16 protein-coding genes are annotated in these 18,896 nt (G+C 62.2%); 7 read left to right on the forward strand and 9 right to left on the reverse strand.

Annotation, left to right across the window (positions count from 1 at the left end; translation table 11 throughout):
* Positions 1–13: 13 nt before the first annotated feature.
* A complete protein-coding gene (locus SM130_RS05005) occupies positions 14–838 on the forward strand; it encodes a mechanosensitive ion channel family protein (RefSeq protein WP_102823046.1) in 825 nt (274 codons plus the stop codon).
* Positions 839–893: 55 nt separating this feature from the next.
* On the opposite strand, the gene SM130_RS05010 is transcribed toward SM130_RS05005, so the two are convergent.
* The gene (locus SM130_RS05010) at positions 894–2,594 is read right to left on the reverse strand and encodes an AmpG family muropeptide MFS transporter (protein ID WP_102823047.1); all 1,701 of its coding nucleotides are present in this window, start codon (positions 2,592–2,594) and stop codon (positions 894–896) included.
* A 38-nt stretch (positions 2,595–2,632) separates the two neighbouring features.
* The gene (locus tag SM130_RS05015) at positions 2,633–2,992 is read right to left on the reverse strand and encodes an MGMT family protein (RefSeq protein WP_102823048.1); all 360 of its coding nucleotides are present in this window, start codon (positions 2,990–2,992) and stop codon (positions 2,633–2,635) included.
* A gap of 134 nt (positions 2,993–3,126) precedes the next feature.
* On the opposite strand from SM130_RS05015, the gene SM130_RS05020 reads away from it, so the two are divergent.
* Positions 3,127–4,131 carry a DUF481 domain-containing protein gene (locus tag SM130_RS05020; RefSeq protein WP_102823049.1) on the forward strand — a complete coding sequence of 335 codons (1,005 nt, stop codon included), beginning with the start codon at positions 3,127–3,129 and terminating at the stop codon, positions 4,129–4,131.
* Between the two features lie 72 nt (positions 4,132–4,203).
* Here SM130_RS05020 and SM130_RS05025 read toward each other — a convergent pair whose 3' ends face one another.
* A complete protein-coding gene (locus SM130_RS05025; protein ID WP_102823050.1) occupies positions 4,204–4,962 on the reverse strand; it encodes an SDR family oxidoreductase in 759 nt (252 codons plus the stop codon).
* A 99-nt stretch (positions 4,963–5,061) separates the two neighbouring features.
* On the opposite strand from SM130_RS05025, the gene SM130_RS05030 reads away from it, so the two are divergent.
* The 5 genes from SM130_RS05030 (at position 5,062) to SM130_RS05050 (ending at position 9,008) form a co-directional block, all read left to right on the forward strand.
* Positions 5,062–5,769, forward strand: a complete 708-nt coding sequence (locus SM130_RS05030; RefSeq protein ID WP_102823051.1) for a HugZ family protein — start codon at positions 5,062–5,064, stop codon at positions 5,767–5,769.
* A 132-nt stretch (positions 5,770–5,901) separates the two neighbouring features.
* On the forward strand, positions 5,902–6,360 hold the full coding sequence (locus SM130_RS05035) for an FxsA family protein (RefSeq protein WP_102823052.1): 459 nt from the start codon (positions 5,902–5,904) through the stop codon (positions 6,358–6,360).
* 248 nt (positions 6,361–6,608) lie between these two features.
* On the forward strand, positions 6,609–6,902 hold the full coding sequence (locus SM130_RS05040) for a co-chaperone GroES (RefSeq protein WP_019340746.1): 294 nt from the start codon (positions 6,609–6,611) through the stop codon (positions 6,900–6,902).
* 57 nt (positions 6,903–6,959) lie between these two features.
* Entirely contained in the window at positions 6,960–8,609 is a 1,650-nt protein-coding gene (groL, locus tag SM130_RS05045; protein ID WP_102823053.1) for a chaperonin GroEL, read from the forward strand.
* A 177-nt stretch (positions 8,610–8,786) separates the two neighbouring features.
* Positions 8,787–9,008, forward strand: a complete 222-nt coding sequence (locus tag SM130_RS05050) for a hypothetical protein (RefSeq protein WP_102823054.1) — start codon at positions 8,787–8,789, stop codon at positions 9,006–9,008.
* Between the two features lie 19 nt (positions 9,009–9,027).
* Here the strand turns inward: SM130_RS05050 and SM130_RS05055 are convergent, their stop codons facing one another.
* From SM130_RS05055 to SM130_RS05080, 6 genes are all read right to left on the reverse strand, one after another.
* Positions 9,028–12,084 carry a multidrug efflux RND transporter permease subunit gene (locus SM130_RS05055; RefSeq protein ID WP_102823055.1) on the reverse strand — a complete coding sequence of 1,019 codons (3,057 nt, stop codon included), beginning with the start codon at positions 12,082–12,084 and terminating at the stop codon, positions 9,028–9,030.
* A 68-nt stretch (positions 12,085–12,152) separates the two neighbouring features.
* Entirely contained in the window at positions 12,153–13,289 is a 1,137-nt protein-coding gene (locus SM130_RS05060; RefSeq protein ID WP_102823056.1) for an efflux RND transporter periplasmic adaptor subunit, read from the reverse strand.
* 227 nt (positions 13,290–13,516) lie between these two features.
* Complete coding sequence (locus SM130_RS05065) at positions 13,517–15,139, reverse strand: methyl-accepting chemotaxis protein (RefSeq protein ID WP_102823057.1); 1,623 nt, start codon at positions 15,137–15,139, stop codon at positions 13,517–13,519.
* Positions 15,140–15,223: 84 nt separating this feature from the next.
* Positions 15,224–16,318: a DUF1513 domain-containing protein gene (locus SM130_RS05070; protein ID WP_102823058.1), complete on the reverse strand. Its 1,095-nt coding sequence runs from the start codon at positions 16,316–16,318 to the stop codon at positions 15,224–15,226.
* A 2-nt stretch (positions 16,319–16,320) separates the two neighbouring features.
* Positions 16,321–17,397 carry an imelysin family protein gene (locus SM130_RS05075; protein WP_102823059.1) on the reverse strand — a complete coding sequence of 359 codons (1,077 nt, stop codon included), beginning with the start codon at positions 17,395–17,397 and terminating at the stop codon, positions 16,321–16,323.
* A gap of 64 nt (positions 17,398–17,461) precedes the next feature.
* Entirely contained in the window at positions 17,462–18,880 is a 1,419-nt protein-coding gene (locus tag SM130_RS05080; RefSeq protein WP_102823060.1) for a di-heme oxidoredictase family protein, read from the reverse strand.
* Between the last annotated feature and the right edge of the window lie 16 nt (positions 18,881–18,896).

Here is an 18,896-nt window from a genome sequence, read left to right on the forward strand (position 1 = left end):
AAGGAGTAACTCCATGGACCTCTCCGTCGACTACCTGGTCGATCTTTCCGAATCCTGGCTGCCCATCGTGTTGCAGTATGGCGCGCAGGTGACACTGGCGCTGCTGACATTCCTGTTCGGCTGGTGGTTGATCAACACCCTGACCGCCAAGGTGAGCAGCCTATTGCAGCGCAGGCAGGTGGACCCGACCCTGCATGGCTTTATCGGCAGCCTTGCCAGTGTGGTGCTCAAGGTGTTGCTGCTGGTCAGCGTGGCTTCGATGATTGGCGTGGAAACCACCTCCTTCATCGCGGTGATCGGTGCCGCCGGCCTTGCGATCGGCCTGGCCTTGCAGGGCAGCCTGGCGAACTTCGCCGGTGGTGTGCTGATCCTGCTGTTCCGTCCGTTTCGCGTTGGCGAGTGGATCGAGGCGCAGGGCACCGCGGGTACGGTGAATTCCATCCAGATTTTTCATACCGTGCTCAAAACCGGGGATAACAAGACGGTGGTGGTGCCCAACGGGGCGCTTTCCAATGGGCACATCACCAACTTTTCCCGCGAGCCCCGCCGCCGTGCCGACATCAATGTCGGCATCGACTACAGCAGTGACATCAAGCTGGCACGACAGGTATTGCTGGAAATAGCCGAGGACCCGCGGGTGCTGCGCGAGCCTGAGCCGGTGGTGTTCGTTACCGGGCTTGGGGACAGTTCGGTGAACCTGTCCCTGCGTGTTTGGGTTGCGACAGGCGACTTCTGGCCGGTGACCTTCAGCTTCACCGAGCAGGCCAAGGAGCGATTGACTGCCGCTGGCGTCGGTATCCCGTTCCCGCAGCGTGTGGTGCATCTGGTACAGAGCTGACGCGTTCGTGTTGTGCAGACAGAAAGAAGCCGGCATATGCCGGCTTCTTCGTTCTTCAGGACTGTTCTGAGGTGGCGTCGCGCTGCGGCTCATCCGGCTGCTGCCGTGTTCTCGACCACTGCCAGGCGATCAGCACCAGGGTCGGAATGCCGAGCAGTGCGGTGATCAGGAAAAAGTCGCTGTAGCCAACCTTCTCCACCATCACCCCGGAATACCCCCCAAGCAGGCGCGGCAACAGCAGCATCAGTGAGCTGAGCAATGCATATTGCGTGGCGGAGAACTTCAGATTGGTCAGGCTCGACAGGTAGGCGACGAATGCTGTGGACGCCAGACCACCGCTGAAGTTGTCGCAGGAGATGGTGACGATGAGCATTTGCAGGTTCGCGCCCATCTCGACCAGCAGCATGAACATTAGATTGGTCGCCGCCGAGGCGACTCCGCCGATGAAGAGAATCGGCAGAATGCTGAAACGCACGATCAGCAAGCCGCCAAATGCTGCGCCGAGCAGCGTCATGATCAGGCCGAAAAGCTTGCTGACGCTGGCGATCTCGTCCTTGGAAAAGCCCTGGTCGATGTAGAACACGTTGGCCATCACACCCATCACCGTGTCCGACATGCGGTAGGTGGCTATCAATCCGAGCAGCAACAGTGCCTGCCAGCGGTAGCGGACGATGAAGTCGGTAATTGGCGTCAGTACTGGGCCCATCAGGATACGCCCGGGTGCTGAGAGACAGCCCCAGCAGATCAGCAGATACATGGTGCCGCGTGGCCAGTAGCCGCCCCAGTAGGACTGGAACATGCCGGTGGTGGAAACCATCAGGATGATCAGCAAGATCACTGACACGGCCTGATGGGCGAAGTCGAAACGCAGCGGGCGCTGCCTCTGAGCTGCCTGACCAAAGATGTGGCGCACCGGTGCGAACAGGGCCCGCCCCATCGGTGAAATCGTCCCGAGAATGAACAGCGCGTACAGCGTTGCCCGCGGCCAGGCCTGGGCGATCAGCGCGTTGATCATCGCCGGTACCGAGATGAGCAGCACCAGCAGCAGGCCAACCGCCGCCAACTGGTGGTTGAAGCTGAAACGTGACGGCTCATTGGGTAGCGGGGTGCCAGCCTCCGGCTCGCGAATCACCAGGCTGGTGATCAGGCCGGGGATGATCAGTACAGCGAACGCCAGATAGGTCGTGGCCCACGCGGCCTGGTTGTAATCGACGCTGCTTGAACCCAGCCACTCAGCGAGGAACAGTGCGCCGGCGCTGGCCAGCAGCATGGCGACCCGGTAGCCGGTCATGTAGCTAGCGGCCAGGGTCGCCTGTAATTTGTCTTCGGCAATCTCCAGGCGGTACGCATCAATGGCGATGTCCTGGGTGGCCGAGGAAAAGGCCACAACCACTGCCAGGGCGATGAGCATCGTCAGGTTGTGCTGCGGATTGCACAGCGCCATGCCGATCAGACCGATGGCGATGAGCGCCTGCGACAGCACCAGCCATGACCGGCGCCGGCCAAGGCTGCCGATCCAGGGCAGGCGCCACTGATCGAGCATCGGCGACCAGACCCACTTGAAGGCATAGGCCAGGCTGATCCAGCTGGCGAAGCCGATGGTTTCCCTGGAAACCCCGGCTTCGCGCAGCCAGACCGAAAGCGTGGAGAACACCAGTACAGCGGGGAGGCCCGCGGCGAAACCCAGCAACAGCAGGGCCAGCGTAGCGGGGCTGGCGTAGGCGGCTAGCGCATCGCGCCAGGTTTCACGGGACATACATCGAGGTTCTGTACAGTTCGGACGAAGGGCGCACTCTAACCGCTGTGCTCCGTGGAATGCCAGCCGTGCCGACGCATGTCCACCCGGTCGTTGACGATGGTGAGGCCCTCGGCGCGCAGGCGCATACGCTGTTCATGCCCGGCTGCGGAACCGGCTGGCAGGCTGAGCCGCCCCCCCGCAGCGATAACCCGGTGCCAGGGCAGACTGGTGCCGTCGGGTAATTGCGACATCAACCGGCCCACCCAGCGGGCAGCGCGGCCGAGCCCGGCCATGGCGGCCAGTTCGCCGTAGCTTGTGACCTTGCCTGGCGGGATCTGTGACATCACCAGGTATACGGCGGCACGACGCGCCTCGGCATCGGCAGAGGGCGGCAGCAGCGGTGCGTGATCAATCATCTTGGCTTCCGGGCGACGGGGGACTGGTCAGGCAGAGAACTCGCGGTCCATTCGGCGGTCTTTGCTTGCTGTAGTTGAACGCATAGGGATAATGCCAGCCTTTCAACCGCCTTCGACAGATTCCCATCCTTAATATGCTCACCAGAACCCTGCTTTGCACGACCCTTTGCGCTGTTGCCCTGCCATCGTTCGCCGACACGGTGTGGCTGAAGAACGGTGATCGCCTGACCGGCAAGATCAGCGTGCTCGATGGCGGCAAATTGCTCATCGAAACCGAATACGGTGGCTCGATTCCGCTGAAGTGGAACCAGATCGCCACGCTGGAAAGCGACCAGAAGCTACTCGTCAAACAGGACAACGTGACCGGTGAGGTCGCGCACGCATTGCGGGCTTCCGAGCAGGGCAAAGTCACGCTGATCAACGGTGCCGCTCCGCGTACCGTGGAGCTGGCGAGCATTTCGCAGATCATTCATCCCAAACCGCTGATTCAGGATTTCACCTGGAAGGGCAACATCGACGTGGCGATGGATTACAAACGCGCCGAAACCGATACCGATGACTATGACGTCTCTTTCGATACCAAGGCTCGTCATGGCCTGTGGCGCCACAACGGCACCGGCAACTACAACCGCGAATACCGCGATGGCGTGACCGTTACCGACAACTGGGATGCCGAATACGCGCTGGACCGGTTCCTCGACCAGCATTGGTTCTGGCAGGGGCGTCTCAGCTACAAGCGTGATCAGATCGAAGACGTTCGCCGCCAGCGCACCATTGGTACCGGTCCGGGTTACCAGTTCTGGGACAACGAACTGGGCGCGTTCTCGCTGGCCGCGTTGATCAACCGCAGCGACTATGAGTTCGCTGATGGCGACAAGGAAAATTTCTACCTGGCGGCAGCCAAGTGGGACTATAACCGTTACCTGGTAGGCAAGACCTTCGAGCTGTACAGCACCGGTGAACTTGGCAAGCCGCTAGAGAATGTCGCCGATTACGCGCTCGATGCCGAGATCGGCTTGCGCTACAAGGTGACCGACTGGGCCTCGCTGAACATGAAGGCGCAGAAGGACATCATCAGCGGCGCGGACAACGACCTCGACGAGACCCGCTACAGCATCGGGTTCGGGGTGGGCTGGTAAGCCAGACCGGCTGTTGTGCATATATAAAGAAGGCAGCCAATGGCTGCCTTTCTTTTTGCGCGAGGGATGCAATCAGAGGCGCAGGCCGCCATCGAGTTCGAGAATGCGTCCGGTGTAGTAGTCGTTCTCGAAGATGTACGCCACCGAATGAGCTATCTCCGCCGGTTTGCCCATGCGCCTGAGCGGAATGCCGGCGGTCATCTTCTCCAGGGCTTCAGGCTTCATGCTGGCGACCATTTCCGTCTCGATGAAGCCCGGTGCCACACCGGCGACACGAATGCCGTAGCGTGCCAGCTCCTTCGCCCAAACCACCGTGGCAGACGCCACCCCGGCTTTGGCAGCGGAGTAATTGGTCTGGCCCATATTGCCGGCGCGGGAGATCGACGAGATGTTGATGATCGCGCCTTCGCTCTTCAGCTCGACCATCTTTGCCGCGACTTCACGGGTGCAGAGGAACACACCGGTCAGGTTGACGTCGATCACCGCCTGCCACTGCGCCAGGCTCATCTTGCTGATCTCGCCGTCCTTGACCTTCAGCAGCAGGCCATCGCGCAGGATACCGGCGTTGTTCACCAGCCCATGCAGGCCATCGAAGTCATCGGCCACACATGAAACCATGGCGGTCACCTGTTCCTCGTTGGCGACGTTGCACAGGTAGGCGCGGGCGTCTCCGCCGACTGCCTTGCAGGCAGCGACAGCTTCGTCCAGGCGCTCCTGATTCAGGTCCACCAGTGCAAGTCGCGCGCCCTTGCTCGCCAGGTACTCGCCCATGGCGCGGCCGAGACCCTGGCCGCCGCCGGTGACGATGATGACTTTGTCTTGAAGCTGCATGCCTATCTCCATGTGCTCGTTCTGCGGGAACGACGCCCGCGGGGGAAACCGTTATGCTGAGCGCTCCGTCGACCCGAACCCGTCTCTCGAGGAGACCCAGTGAGCGCCGAAGCCAACAAGCATGCCCGACAACTCCTGCTCAAGGAATACCGCGGCGTGCTCTCCACTCATTCCCAGGCCATGCCGGGATTTCCATTCGGTTCGGTAGTGCCTTACTGCCTGGACGCCAATGGCTGGTCGCTGATCCTGATCAGCCGCATCGCCCAGCACACCCGCAATCTAAAAGCTGATGGTCACTGCTCGCTGCTGGTTGGCGAACGCGCCGCCGAGGACGTGCAGGCTGCTGGGCGGCTTACGCTGTTGGCCGTAGCCCGACAGCTCGACGAGCCTGCGGCGATCGAGTCGGCCGCGCAGCGCTACTACAGCTACTTTCCCGAGTCGCGCGATTACCATCGTGTGCATGACTTCGATTTCTGGGTGCTGGAGCCGGTGCGCTGGCGCTATATCGGCGGTTTCGGTGCAATTCACTGGCTGGATCACGTCGCACTGGCCAATCCCTTTGCGGTCGAAAATGGTGAGCTGGAGCGGGGCATGGTCGAGCACATGAACGACGACCACGCTGCCGCCATCGCCCGTTACGTCGAGCAGGCCGGTTTGCCGCAGAGTACGCCTGCGCAGATGGCTGGCGTCGACAGCGAGGGATTCCATCTGCGTATCGGCCAGGCACTGCATTGGCTGGCGTTCCCGCAGCCCTGCGAAACGCCGATGGCAGTGCGCCAAGCGCTGGTTGCGATGGCGCGTGGCTGAAGTGGATTCAGTTTCGCTTCAGCCGCATTGCGCATAATCCGGTTACAGGCTGTTTTCTATCCGGGTTGAATTAGGCCGACCATGCCGCCATCTACAGAGGACTGGAAGCTGATCTTCCGTCAAGGACCATCGATGCGAATCTTCTTTGTACTGTTTCTGTTGTTTCCGTTGGCCGAGCTGTATGTGCTGATCAAGGTCGGCAGTTCCATCGGCGCGCTGGCGACCATCCTGCTGCTGGTGCTCAGCGGCATCGCCGGCGTGTTGCTGTTGCGCTTGGCCGGTTTCGCCACGGCCTGGCGCGCCCGCGAGCGTCTGGCGCGTGGTGAACTGCCCGAGCGCGAAATGCTGCAGGGGCTGATGATGGCCATCGGCGGCGGCTTGCTGTTCCTGCCCGGCTTCATCAGTGATGTGCTGGCGCTGATCGTGCTCTTCCCGCCGACCCGCAACTTTCTGTTCCGTCAGATCAACCGGCGGATCGAAGCACGGATGCGCCGTCAGCGCGCTTTCTCCGACGATCTGCAGGCGCGCGCCAACCCGCAGCGGCCGAACGTGATTGAGGGCGAATGGGAGCGCAATGACCGCGACCGCTAGGCCGGCCAATCGCTGTTTCGGCATGCTCTCAGGCATGCCGTTTTTGGTTTTCAGCCATGAAAATTTCATGCGCGCCCCTTGAAATACTCTTGAACGCCCGCATGTAGCGGACACCGCAAGGTCGCTGTCGTGTTCGACAGTCCGTCTTCTGCGGCTCGCATTGCGGGCCGCAACCGGCACCGCCGGATTTGCCCAACCCGCCGATGAAGGTCATCGGCATGGAATAACTCTACTAGGAGAGATCGACAATGAAGCTTCGTCCTCTGCATGACCGCGTCGTAATTCGTCGCAGCGAAGAAGAAACCAAGACCGCAGGCGGTATCGTTCTGCCGGGCTCCGCTGCCGAAAAGCCGAACCGTGGCGAGATCGTCGCTGTAGGCACTGGTCGCGTTCTGGATAACGGCGAAGTCCGTCAGCTGGCCGTCAAGGTTGGCGACCAGGTTGTATTCGGCCCTTACTCCGGCAGCAACACCGTCAAGGTTGACGGTGAAGATCTGCTGGTGATGAGCGAGAACGAAATCCTCGCCGTCGTCGAAGCCTGATCAGCGTTCGCCTCTAGCGAACTGCGTTCCATCAACAGAATTTGAGGAAGAATCAACATGGCTGCTAAAGAAGTTAAGTTCGGCGACTCCGCTCGCAAGAAGATGCTGGTTGGCGTCAACGTCCTGGCTGACGCGGTAAAAGCGACCCTCGGCCCGAAAGGTCGTAACGTCGTCATCGAGAAGAGCTTTGGCGCTCCGACCATCACCAAGGATGGCGTTTCCGTTGCCAAGGAAATCGAGCTGAAAGACCGTTTCGAAAACATGGGCGCGCAGCTGGTCAAGGACGTTGCTTCCCGTGCCAACGATGACGCGGGCGACGGCACCACCACTGCTACCGTTCTGGCTCAGTCGATCGTCAACGAAGGCCTGAAGGCCGTTGCTGCCGGCATGAACCCGATGGACCTCAAGCGTGGCATCGACAAGGCGACCATCGCCATCGTCGCCGAGCTGAAGAATCAGTCCAAGCCATGCGCTGACTTCAAGGCCATCGCTCAGGTTGGCACCATCTCCGCTAACTCCGACAGCTCCATCGGCGCCATCATCGCCGAAGCCATGGAGAAGGTTGGCAAGGAAGGCGTGATCACCGTTGAAGAAGGCTCGGGCCTGGAAAACGAACTGTCTGTCGTTGAAGGCATGCAGTTCGACCGTGGTTACCTGTCCCCGTACTTCATCAACAAGCCGGACACCATGGTCGCCGAGCTGGACAGCCCGCTGCTGCTGCTGGTCGACAAGAAGATCTCCAACATCCGCGAAATGCTGCCGGTGCTGGAAGCTGTTGCCAAAGCCGGTCGTCCGCTGCTGATCGTCGCTGAAGACGTCGAGGGCGAAGCCCTGGCGACTCTGGTCGTCAACAACATGCGTGGCATCGTCAAGGTTGCTGCGGTCAAGGCACCTGGCTTCGGCGATCGTCGCAAGGCCATGCTGCAGGATCTCGCCATCCTGACTGGCGGTACCGTGATTTCCGAAGAAGTCGGCCTGAGCCTGGAAACCGCTACCCTGGAGCATCTGGGTAACGCCAAGCGCGTTGTGCTGAACAAGGAAAACACCACCATCATCGATGGTGCTGGCCAGCAGGTCGACATCGAAGCTCGCGTTGCGCAGATCCGCAAGCAGGTCGAAGACACCACTTCCGACTACGACAAAGAGAAGCTGCAAGAGCGTCTGGCCAAGCTGGCTGGCGGTGTTGCCGTGATCAAGGTCGGTGCTGGCACCGAAGTCGAGATGAAAGAGAAGAAAGCCCGCGTTGAAGACGCGCTGCACGCAACCCGTGCTGCCGTTGAAGAAGGCGTGGTACCTGGCGGCGGTGTCGCTCTGGTCCGTGCACTGCAGGCGATCTCCGAGCTGAAGGGCGAAAACGCCGATCAGGACGTGGGCATTACTCTGCTGCGTCGTGCTGTCGAAGCACCGCTGCGTCAGATCGTTGCCAACTCCGGTGGCGAGCCGAGCGTTGTGGTCGACAAGGTCAAGCAGGGCAATGGTAACTACGGTTACAACGCTGCGACCGACGAGTACGGTGACATGATCGAGATGGGCATTCTCGATCCGGCCAAGGTAACCCGTTCTGCTCTGCAGGCCGCCGCTTCCATCGCCAGCCTGATGATCACCACCGAAGCGATGATCGCTGAAGTGGCTGACGACAAGGCTGCTGGTGGCATGCCGGACATGGGTGGCATGGGTGGCATGGGTGGCATGGGCGGCATGATGTAAGCCGACCGGCCCCTGAGCTGCAAAAGAACCCCGCCTCGTGCGGGGTTTTTTTTGACCTTGCGATAGCATGCCGGTCAGGTTCGCGACGACCGATGTGACCGTTCGTCCAAAAGCACGCAAGAATTTACCAGCTAGGCTACGGTCAGTTAACTATCCGCTTAATCAAGGGCTTACGCCATGAAGCTGGAAATAGCTCGAGGATTGTTTCTGGTCGGCGCGCTTGGGGTTACCACGCTGTGCGTGGCGGCTTGGAACGAGCCTGGCGCCACGCTGGTACAGAGCAGTGCAACGCGCGATTACTGTCCGCTGCCGCCCAGCGGCAAGGCCCGATTCGACGCCGCGCGGCCCGATCAGGATCTGTTGTTGCTGCTTTACGGCTTGTCCCAGGGGATGCGTTGAGCCACGCACCACCTGGGCATCAGCTGGCGCTGACCACCGCGCGCTCGCTCGGTACGCGGTCCGGCTGGGCTACGAGGTCATAGACCGCTGGTAGCACGAACAGGGTGAACAACGTCCCCACCGACATGCCGGTGGCGATCACCAGGCCGATATCGAAGCGGCTGACCGCACCGGCACCGCTGGCAATGATCAGCGGCACCATGCCGAACACTGTTGCAGCAGTGGTCATCAGTACCGGGCGCAGGCGGATCGCCGCGGCTTCTTCCACCGCTTCGCGTCGACTCAGCCCTTGTTCACGGCGCAGCTGATTGGCGAATTCGACGATCATGATGCCGTGCTTGCTGATCAGGCCGATCAGCGTCACCAAGCCCACCTGTGTATAGATGTTCATGCTCGACAGGCCGAGAAACAGCGGCACCAGCGCACCGCAGACCGAGAGTGGCACGGTAACCAGGATGACCAGCGGATCGCGGAAGCTTTCAAACTGGGCAGCCAGCACCAGGAAAATCACCGCCAAAGCCAAAGCAAAGGTCAGATACAGCGCGTTGCCTTCCTGGATGTACTGCCGCGAGGCACCGGCGTAATCGAAACCGAAGCCGTCGGGCGCCTCTTCGCGGGCTATGGTCTGCAGCGTATCGATCGCTTCCCCCATGCTGACGATCGGAAAGCCCTGGATCATTGCCGCGTTGAGTTGCTGGAACTGCTTGAGCTGGGTTGGGCGTGCGCGATCACGCACCTTTATCAGCGTCGACAGAGGCAGCATCTGACCTTGCCCGTTGCGCACGTAGTAGTTGCTCAGCCACTCGGGGTTGTCGCGGTAGGCGCGCTCGACTTGAGCGATGACCTTGTAGCTGCGACCCTCGATGGTGAAGCGGTTGATCTCGCCCTCGCCGAGAAGGGTACTCAGTGTCAGGCCGAGGTCCTCCATGGAGACGCCCATTTGCGCGGCCTTCTCGCGGTCGATCTCGACCACGATCTCCGGTTTGTCGAAGGCCAGATCCACATCGAGGAAGGCGAATTTGCCCGATTCCTCGGCGCGCTTGCGGATGCGGTCGGTCACTTGCAGCAGCGTCTCGTAGTCGTTCGCCGTGTTGATGACGAACTGGAACGGCAGACCCTCACCCGTGCCAGGTAGCGAGGGCAGGTTGAAGCCGAAGATCTGCAGGCCGGGCAGGCGGTCGAGCTTGGCCTGCACTTCGGGGAGGATTTCCATCTGCGAGCGCTCGCGCTCATCCCAGGGTTTGAGCAAGAAGCCGCCGATGCCGCTTTGCACGCCATCGAAGCCATTGATCTGGAACCAGGAGTAGTACTCCGGAAAGCTCTGGAATATCTCCAGGAACTGGTCGGTGTAGGCGTTCAGATAGTCCAGGTTGGCGGTTTTTGGCGCGCTGGCCATCATGAATACGATGCCCTGGTCCTCTTCTGGCGCCAGTTCGCTTTCGGTGAACATGAGCAGGGCGGGAATCAGCGCGAGGACCAGCACGGCAAACACCAGCACCACCGGGCGCGTGTTCAGGGTGCCGTGCAGAGCGCGCTGGTAACGTTGCTTCAGCCGCTCGAACAGCTCGTCCAGACGGTTGGCAAATCCGCTGGGGTTCTCCTCGTGACGCAGCAGCTTCGAACACATCATCGGTGACAGCGTCAGCGCCACGACGCCGGAAATCAGCACGGCCCCGGCCAAGGTCAGGGCAAACTCCTGGAACAGCGCTCCGGTGAGCCCCTGTAGGAAGCCGATGGGCGCATAGACCGCCGCCAGGGTAATGGTCATCGTCACCACCGGCATGGCGATTTCCCGCGCGCCGTCGATGGCCGCCTGAAACGGCGCCTTGCCCTGTTCGATATGCCGGTGGATGTTTTCCACCACGACGATGGCGTCGTCCACCACCAGACCGATTGCCAACACCATGGCCAGCAGCGTCAGCAGGTTGATCGAATAACCCATGGCCTGCATGAAGAACATCACGCCGATCATCGACAGGGGAATGGTCACCACCGGAATCAGCACGGTGCGCAGCGAGCCGAGGAAGAGGAACACAACGATGACGACGATCACTGCCGCCTCGGCCAGGGTCTTCACCACCTCGTCGATGGAGGCCTGGATGAACTCGGTGGCGTCGTAGGCGATGCTGGCCTTGAGTCCGGGCGGCAATTGCGCCTCGATCTGCGGCATGATTGCGCGCACTTCCTTGATCACATCAAGCGGGTTGGCGCTGGGGGTACCCTTGATGCCGATATAGACGGAGGGAATGCCGTCGAAAGAGCTGATCGAGTTGTAGCTCTCGGCACCCATCTCCACCCGCGCGACGTCGCCCAGCAGCACCCGGCTGTCGCCTTGGGTGCGCAGCGGGATCGCGGCGAACGCCTCCGGAGTCTTCAGTTCGGTGTCGGCGTTGATGCTGGTGACTACATACTGACCTTTCACCTCGCCAGCCGCGGAGAGGAAGTTGTACTTGCGCACCGCCTCGTTGACGTCACTGGCGGAAACCCCGTACGCCGCGAGCTTCACCGGATCCAGCCAGAGGCGCATGGCGAAGACCTGATTGCCGAGGATTTCCGCTTCGGCCATGCCCGGCAGCGTGGCCAGCTTCGGCTGAATCACTCGCGACAGATAGTCGGTGATTTGCGGGTTGGAGAGCTGGTCGCTGTAGAAGCTGATGTACATCAGCGCGGTGGAGTCGGCCGCCTGCTTGTTCAGCACGGGGTCCTCGGCGCTCTGCGGCAGCTGATTCTTCACCGAGTTGGCCTGGCTGAGCAGCTCGGTGTAGAGACGGTCGGTGTCGGCACCGATGCGCGCGTACACAGAGATTACCGAGGCGTTCTGCTGGCTGACCGAGGTCATGTAGTCAACGCCTTCGGCGCTGGCCAGGCTCTGCTGGAGCGGCTGGGTGATATAGCCCTGAATGGTTTCGGCATTGGCGCCCGGATAGGCGGTAGTGACCGTGATCAGGGCGCTTTCCATCTGCGGATACTGGCGAATGGTCAGGCTGTTGAACGCCTGCACGCCGAGCAGCACGATCAGCAGGCTGATGACGCTTGCCAGCACGGGTCGGCGGATGAAGGGATCGGTGAAAGCCATGGGAATTCCCTGGAACCTGTTCGAAGTCTGCTGTGCGTCGGGCCTGCCGTGTTACCGGCAGGCGCCGTTCAGTTGGTCGCCGGCTGCTGCGAGCCTTCCAGCTTGAGGGTACGGCTTTCGCTGATCGCGACATGGGCGCCGCTGTCCAGCTTGAGCTGGCCGGCAATGATCACTTGCTCGCCGCCCTCGAGGCCTTCGAAGACGACCGTCAGCCCATCGCGTCGCTCGCCGGTGGTGACGAAGCGGCGTTCGACCACCAGGTAAGGCTCGTCCGTGCTGATACCTTCCGGCGGCGTGCCTTCGGTCACCAGCAGTACCGAGTTGCCGTACAGCGTGTAGGTGATGGCCGTTTCCGGCACGACCACCTGCGCCGTTTCGGTCGGCAGCAATACTTGAAGATCAGCGAACATGCCGGGCAACAGACGGCCGTCCGGGTTGGCCAGCTCGGCGCGCACCTGAACGTTACGGGTGCTGGTCTCCACTTTCGGGTTCAGCGCGGTGATCACGCCTTCGAAACGTTCGTCGGGGTAGGCGGCTACGCGCAGCTGAACCTTCTGTCCGAGGGCTAGCAGCGGCACATGCTGTTCGGCCAGAAAGAAGTCGACGTATAGCCTGGTCAGGTCCTGCAGCGTGGCGATCGGCGTGCCGGCAGCGATGTAGTCACCTACGTCCACCTGACGAATGCCGATAGTGCCGGCAAAGGGTGCCAGCACGCGCTTCTTGGCCAGGCTGGCGCGCAGCTGGGCAACGCTTGCCTGGGCCTTCTGCGATTCGGCGTTGAGCCGGTCGTACTCGCTGCGGGAGATGGCCTGGCGATCAAGCAGGCTGCGTGCGCGCTGAAATTCCACTCGGGACAGGTTGAGGTCGGCTTCGGCGCTGGCCAGGCTGGCCTGCTCCATTTCGCTGTCCAGCAGCACAATCGCCTGGCCTTTGCTGACCTTCTCGCCAGACTGGAATTGTACGTCGGTGATCGTCCCGGCGATCTCGACGCTGAGGTCGATGCCTTGAGAAGCTCTGAGCGTGCCGATTGCCGGCAGGCGGCTTTGCCAGTCCATGCGCCGGGCGAGCTCGGTTTCGACATTGATTGCCGGCTTGGGTGCCTGGAACTGCTGAATCTGTTGGTAGATCGAGTTGAACTTGAGTGCGGCGAGGATCGCAACGACGACGACCACCGCGCCGAGCATGAACAGCATGCGGCGCAACATTTTCCGATTTCCTTGGAGATGTGAGCCGGCTGTCTACTGCCATGATCGAGGCAGCCGTTCGAACGATCCGATCATTGCCGGGGTCGGCAACCTGCTGGCGCCTGGCGCAGCAGCAATCGGAGAGCGAGGAACTTAGCCCCGAATCGGGGCCAAGTAAAGAGGCAGGTAGGGTGAAAACCGCTGAAGGTCGGGATGGACGACTGTTTGCCGGCCCACCCCGCTATCGGTCAGCCGGCAAGGCGCTGAGTGACTTCGGTGAGCTGTGCCGACAGGCCATGAAGGTTCTGACTTGCGGTTTCGGTCCGCTCCACGTTCTGCTGGTTGATGGTGGCGATCGAAGTGATCTCGGTGATGTTGCGCGAGATGTCTTCGGCCACTGCTGTCTGCTCCTCGGCAGCGGTGGCGATCTGGCGGTTCATGTCGCGAATCGCCTCGACCGCTTCGGTGATGCGCTGCAGCATCTGGCCAGCCTCGGTCACCTGGCCGACGCCTTGTTCGCTGCGTGTTTGGCCGTTCTCGATGGCGCGCACTGCGTTGCTGGCGCCAGTCTGCACGGTATCGATGATCTGATGGATTTCAGCGGTTGATTCGGCGGTGCGTTGTGCCAGGGTGCGCACCTCGTCGGCCACTACGGCAAAGCCGCGACCGGCATCGCCTGCGCGGGCGGCTTCGATGGCCGCGTTGAGCGCCAGCAGGTTGGTCTGATCGGCGATCCCGCGGATCACCTCCAGCACCTTGCCGATGCGTCCGCTGTCGCCTTCGAGGCGGCGAATGACGGCTGCCGTGTTGGCGATTTCACCGCTCATCTCGGTGATGGTGGCGATGGTCGCCCGCATGACCGTCTCACCCTGCTGTGCGGCGTGGTCGGCAGCATCGGCGGCCTGGGCTGCCTCGGCAGCGTGGCGCGATACTTCCTGAGCGGTCGCAGACATCTCGTGCATCGCCGTGGCGACCTGGTCGGTACGCGAGAACTGCTCCCGGGTGCCGTCGGCCATCATTTTGGCGATGGCGCTGAGTTCGCCGCTGGCGCTGTCCAGATTGGAGGTGCTCTGCCGCAGGCGGGTGAAGGTGTCGGCCAGGAAATCGCGCAGCACATTGGCGGCGACGGCGAGACGGCCCAGCTCGTCGGCGCGGCTGGCGTCGACGCGGTCGCTGAACTTGCCCTGGCTCAGGCGGGCGATGTGTTCGATCAGACTGCGAATCGGCTCGATGATCTGCCGATTGACTAGCCACAGGCTCAGCAGGGCGACCACCACCGCGGCCAGAATCATGATGACCGGGCCCAGCATTGCGGTGGTTTCGGCATCGGCACGAATGGTTTCCGAGCGCTGCTCGGCGGCGTCATGCAGCTGGTTGACCAGCTCGCTGAGTTGAGCACTGGTCGCCCGATCGATCCCGGCTACGGCGGCGTCCCCTGCTAGCGGGTCGGCGTCAGCGGCGATGTAGTCGGTCAGGCCTTTGCGGTAGGCCACGCCAAGGGTACGGTGCTCGTTACGCAGACGCTCGATTTGAGCCGCAAGGGTGGGCTCGTCCGCGCTCAGCACGAGCAGGTCGCCAAGGATTTTCTGCACCTTGGTTTCCTGGCTCTCGAACTGGCTCCAGTAGCGGGCGCGAGTGTCGGACTGCTTGCCGCGCAGCAGCACGTTCTTCCATTCCTGGACCTGCACCTTGAACTCGAGGTTGGCCTCGTCGATCAGTTGCAGTTCGGCCAGCGGGCCGTCGAGCAGCTTCTGGAAGTGATCGATGTTACCGCTGAGCATGCGAATGCAGACGAGGGCGATGAGCAGCGTCAGCAGAAGACTGCCGCCGATCAGCGCGAGAATTTGAGCGCGCAGGGATTTTTGGAGCATGGCAAGGTCTCGTTGCGTGATGAAACAACAATGAGCATCCCTGCCGTTACCTTGATGTATCGGCGGTGTGAGCGTTGTCTTGAGCTAGACGATGCGCAGGTGGTTGTCCCAGAGCCCTGCCGGCAGCTCCAGCGGCGTACTGGCGATCTGCTTGCCGCGGCAGTCGAACAATCGGCAACGGCCCTGGCCAGAACTGACCACGAAGCCTTCGGCAACCGCGGCGACGCCGGCGCAGTCGGGTAGGTGCGCTTCCTGTCGCAGTTCGGCGCTGTCCAGATCCCAGATGAAGACCTTGTTACCGCGCGGCGCGGTCACCGCCAGCAGGCGCAATTCGTCGTGAATGGCGAGGCTTGCGGTGTATTGGTTCATGATCTGCCGCTGCGCCTCGCCAAGCGGGAAGTGCTGGAAGGCTTGCCCCGGCCGCTTGATTGCCAGCAGCGGTACGCGGTCCATTGGGTCGCCTTCGTATTGCTGACCGCTCACGACAGTGCCGTCTGCCGCCACGGCGAGGTGGCGGACGCTGTTCATCTGCTCGGGTAGCTGTTCCTTGCTGATCAGGGTGCCGTCGCGGCGCAGCAGGACCAGGCTCGGCTCCATGGCGGCGAGATTCATCATCTCGCGGCTGTCGGCCTCGGTGCGGATACCGCCGTTGGCGATGACCAGGGTTTCGCCGTCCGGCATCCACAACAGCTGATGCGGGCCGACTCCGTGGGTCGCGTGCTCGCCGACGCGCAGCAGTTGGCGGCCTTCCAATCGATAGACGCCGAGTACGCCGCGGCCGGCATCGGAGGTGTCGTTCTCCGTGGTGTAAAACCACTCGCCTTCCTTGTGAAACACACCGTGACCGTAGAAGTGGCGGTGGGCCGGCGACGTCAGCGTCTGCAGCAAGCGCCCGTCACGCGAGTCGATCAGATAACTTTCGCGACTCGGGCGACGACCGACGAACACCGCTAGCGGCAGGTACGGGTGCGGGTAAACATCGTGGCAGCGCTCGGCGACAGGGGTGGCGAATACCTGGCTGCCGTCGAGACGGTAGCCGACCGCGTAGTGTTGACCGTTACTGTCGTTGCGCGCCGACAGCAACACCGGCTGTCCGCCATGACGGGTCAGCGTCCAGCCGGTTATACCGCCAGCGGCAAGCACGGCGCCGGTCAGGCCAAGCAGGGTGCGGCGCCTCATGATCAGTCCCCGTCGTGTGCGTTAAAGCCGATCTGCACACCAAGCGCGCGTGCCAGCTCCAGCTGGTGCAGGCGATGCAGGCGGTCGATCCGTTGGTACAGCCCGTCGAGCTCGGTACGACCCTCTTCGCTGGACAGCAGCTTGCCGAACGGTTGGGTCATGCCGGCCAGTTGCTGCAGCAGTTCGGCGTAACCGGCGTCGATGCGCTTGGCCAGGTCTGCTTGCTCGGCGCCGAGCAGCTTGCGCAAGCCATCCTGATCGGCGCCCAGCCACAGGCTTTCGGCGCCTTTGACGGCCGCGCTGATGCTCGCCAGGGTCGTGTCGCTGCGCCAGCCTTCGGCCTGATACGGCTGCGGATGCCCCTTGCTCTGCCGACCGAGCGGGGCGCCGAGTTTTTTCTTCAGGCCGTCGAGTGCGGTGACCTGAACCCGCAGCAGCTCGGCGATCGCTTCGCTCGGCTCGGCGTAATGTTCGTTGGGGAAGCTGCGCAGCTGGTCGGCCATGCCGTCCTTGTCTTGCCATTGCTGCAGCACGTTGGCGGCGAGTTTCTGCTGGTGCTCGCCGATAGCCGTCAACAACGGGCAATAGCGCGTTTTGGTGGCGCTGTCACCGAGGTCGATGCTGCTGTCGAAGAGGATGTATTCGTAGGCGCTCAGGCCCTGTACCACGACGCTGGCGCCATCCAGATCGGCCTGGGTAAGGTCGGGTTTGGCGCTAAGCAATGCCGTGACCTGGCGCGCGACCAGATTCTTCTTGTCGGGCCAGAATTGCACCTGCCAGGCCAGATTGCCTTCGCCCATGGGGCCGATCAGCAGCGGCTGCAAGCCGGCCCAGGCGGTCTGTGCATGCACGAACGCCGCGCGTGCCTCCTCGGTTGTCTGATTGTCAGCGCAGTAGGCAATAGCGCTTGCAGCCAGGCGGCGGTCCGCCTCGGCCCACTGGGTGTAGCTCGGCAACAGCACGCCATCGACCAGCGCCTTGCTGGTTTCAGCTTGCGGGTCAGTCGGGGTGCAGGCGCTCAACACAAGCGCGGCAAACAGGCTGCCACTGGCAATGCGCAGGGAGTTGGAACGGATCATGGTGTCCTCGTCGGCTAGGCCGTTACAGCGCTTTCGCGCCGAAAAAGCTTGGATTGGATGGCATTTAGAGCGACTCGAGGAAGCTCAGTAGCGCGTTGCGTTGTTCCTGATCGAAGCCCAGTACGATCTGGCGGGATTTCTCCGCTTCGCCGCCATGCCAGAGTATGGCTTCGAGCAGACTACGGGCACGCCCGTCGTGAAGGAGTTGGGTATGCCCGCTGACCGTCTGCGTCAGGCCGATGCCCCAGAGCGGCGGCGTACGCCATTCGCGACCATTGGCCTCGAACTCCGGTCGGTGATCGGCCAGGCCTTCGCCCATGTCATGCAGAAGCAGGTCGGTATAGGGGCGGATGAGCTGGTTGGCCAGCTCCGGTTCCGCTGCGTCGGCGGCGGTGGTGAACTGCGGTACATGGCAGTTCTGACAGCCAGCACGGTGAAACAGCGTCTTGCCGGCGAGCACCTGAGAATCACCAACGTTGCGCCGCGCCGGTACGCCGAGATTGCGGGTGTAAAACAGGATCTGGGCGAGGATGTTGTCACTCACTTCCGGCTCGCCACCGTCAGGCATGGCGCGGCAATCCGTCTGCCGCTCGGTGCAGCTGCTGCCGCTGAGCAGGCTGGTGGACAATCCCATGTCGTTGAAGAAGGCGTCGGCATTCTGCTGATTCAGGCTCGGTTGGCCGGCCTTCCAGCCGAAGCGGCCCATCACGGTTTGCCGGGTGGTTTGATCGAAGACCCGGTTGGGGCGTCCGGAAATGCCGTTGCCGTCGCGGTCATCGGGGTCGGCATTGGCCAGCAGGGCCTCCTCGGGAATGGCTTCGAGCAGGCCGAGGCCAATCATCGGCGGCGCGATGCGCAGCGACATCTGGGTGTTCGGATGCATATCGCCGTAGCCCAGTTCGCTCAGTTCGATTAGCGGTTTGCGTAGCTCGACTTCACTGCCGTCGGCGAAGCGCACACGCTCGGTCGAATAGCGCAGACGCACCTTGCCTTCCGGTGCGACGCCAGGAATCGCCATGTCCTGCAGCTGACCGCCGTAGCTCGGCTCAGGGGCGATGCCGCGTTCATGAACGACTTCGGCGTGCTCCGGTCCTGCCGGAATCGACAGTCGCACCAGCATGGATACGGCGCTGGCTGCGCCGGCTGCAGGCGGATGGCCTCGACCGTCCTTGATGTGGCAGTTCTGGCAGGCGTTGGTGTTGAACAACGGACCAAGGCCGTCGCGCGCCGTAGTGGAGGCGGGAGCAATGACCCAAGGGTTGCGGAAGAAGCTGTTGCCTACGCTGAAGTCGAGCCGACGCATCGGCGCCAGGTTGGCCGAAGGCATCGAGAAGGCGTTGTGGTCGAATTTCATGACGGTGGTGCTGCCGCCAGAAAGTGCTTCACCGGGCTCGGGTTGTTCGAAACGCGGCGTTTCGTCGTTGCCGCAGGCGGCCAGAGCCAAGGCCAGCAACGGAAAGAGGCGGCGAAACAGCGGGCGCATTGGATTACCTGCAGAG

It is taken from the genome of Stutzerimonas stutzeri (genome assembly GCF_038561965.1).
GTDB classification, from domain to species: Bacteria; Pseudomonadota; Gammaproteobacteria; order Pseudomonadales; family Pseudomonadaceae; genus Stutzerimonas; species Stutzerimonas stutzeri_AA.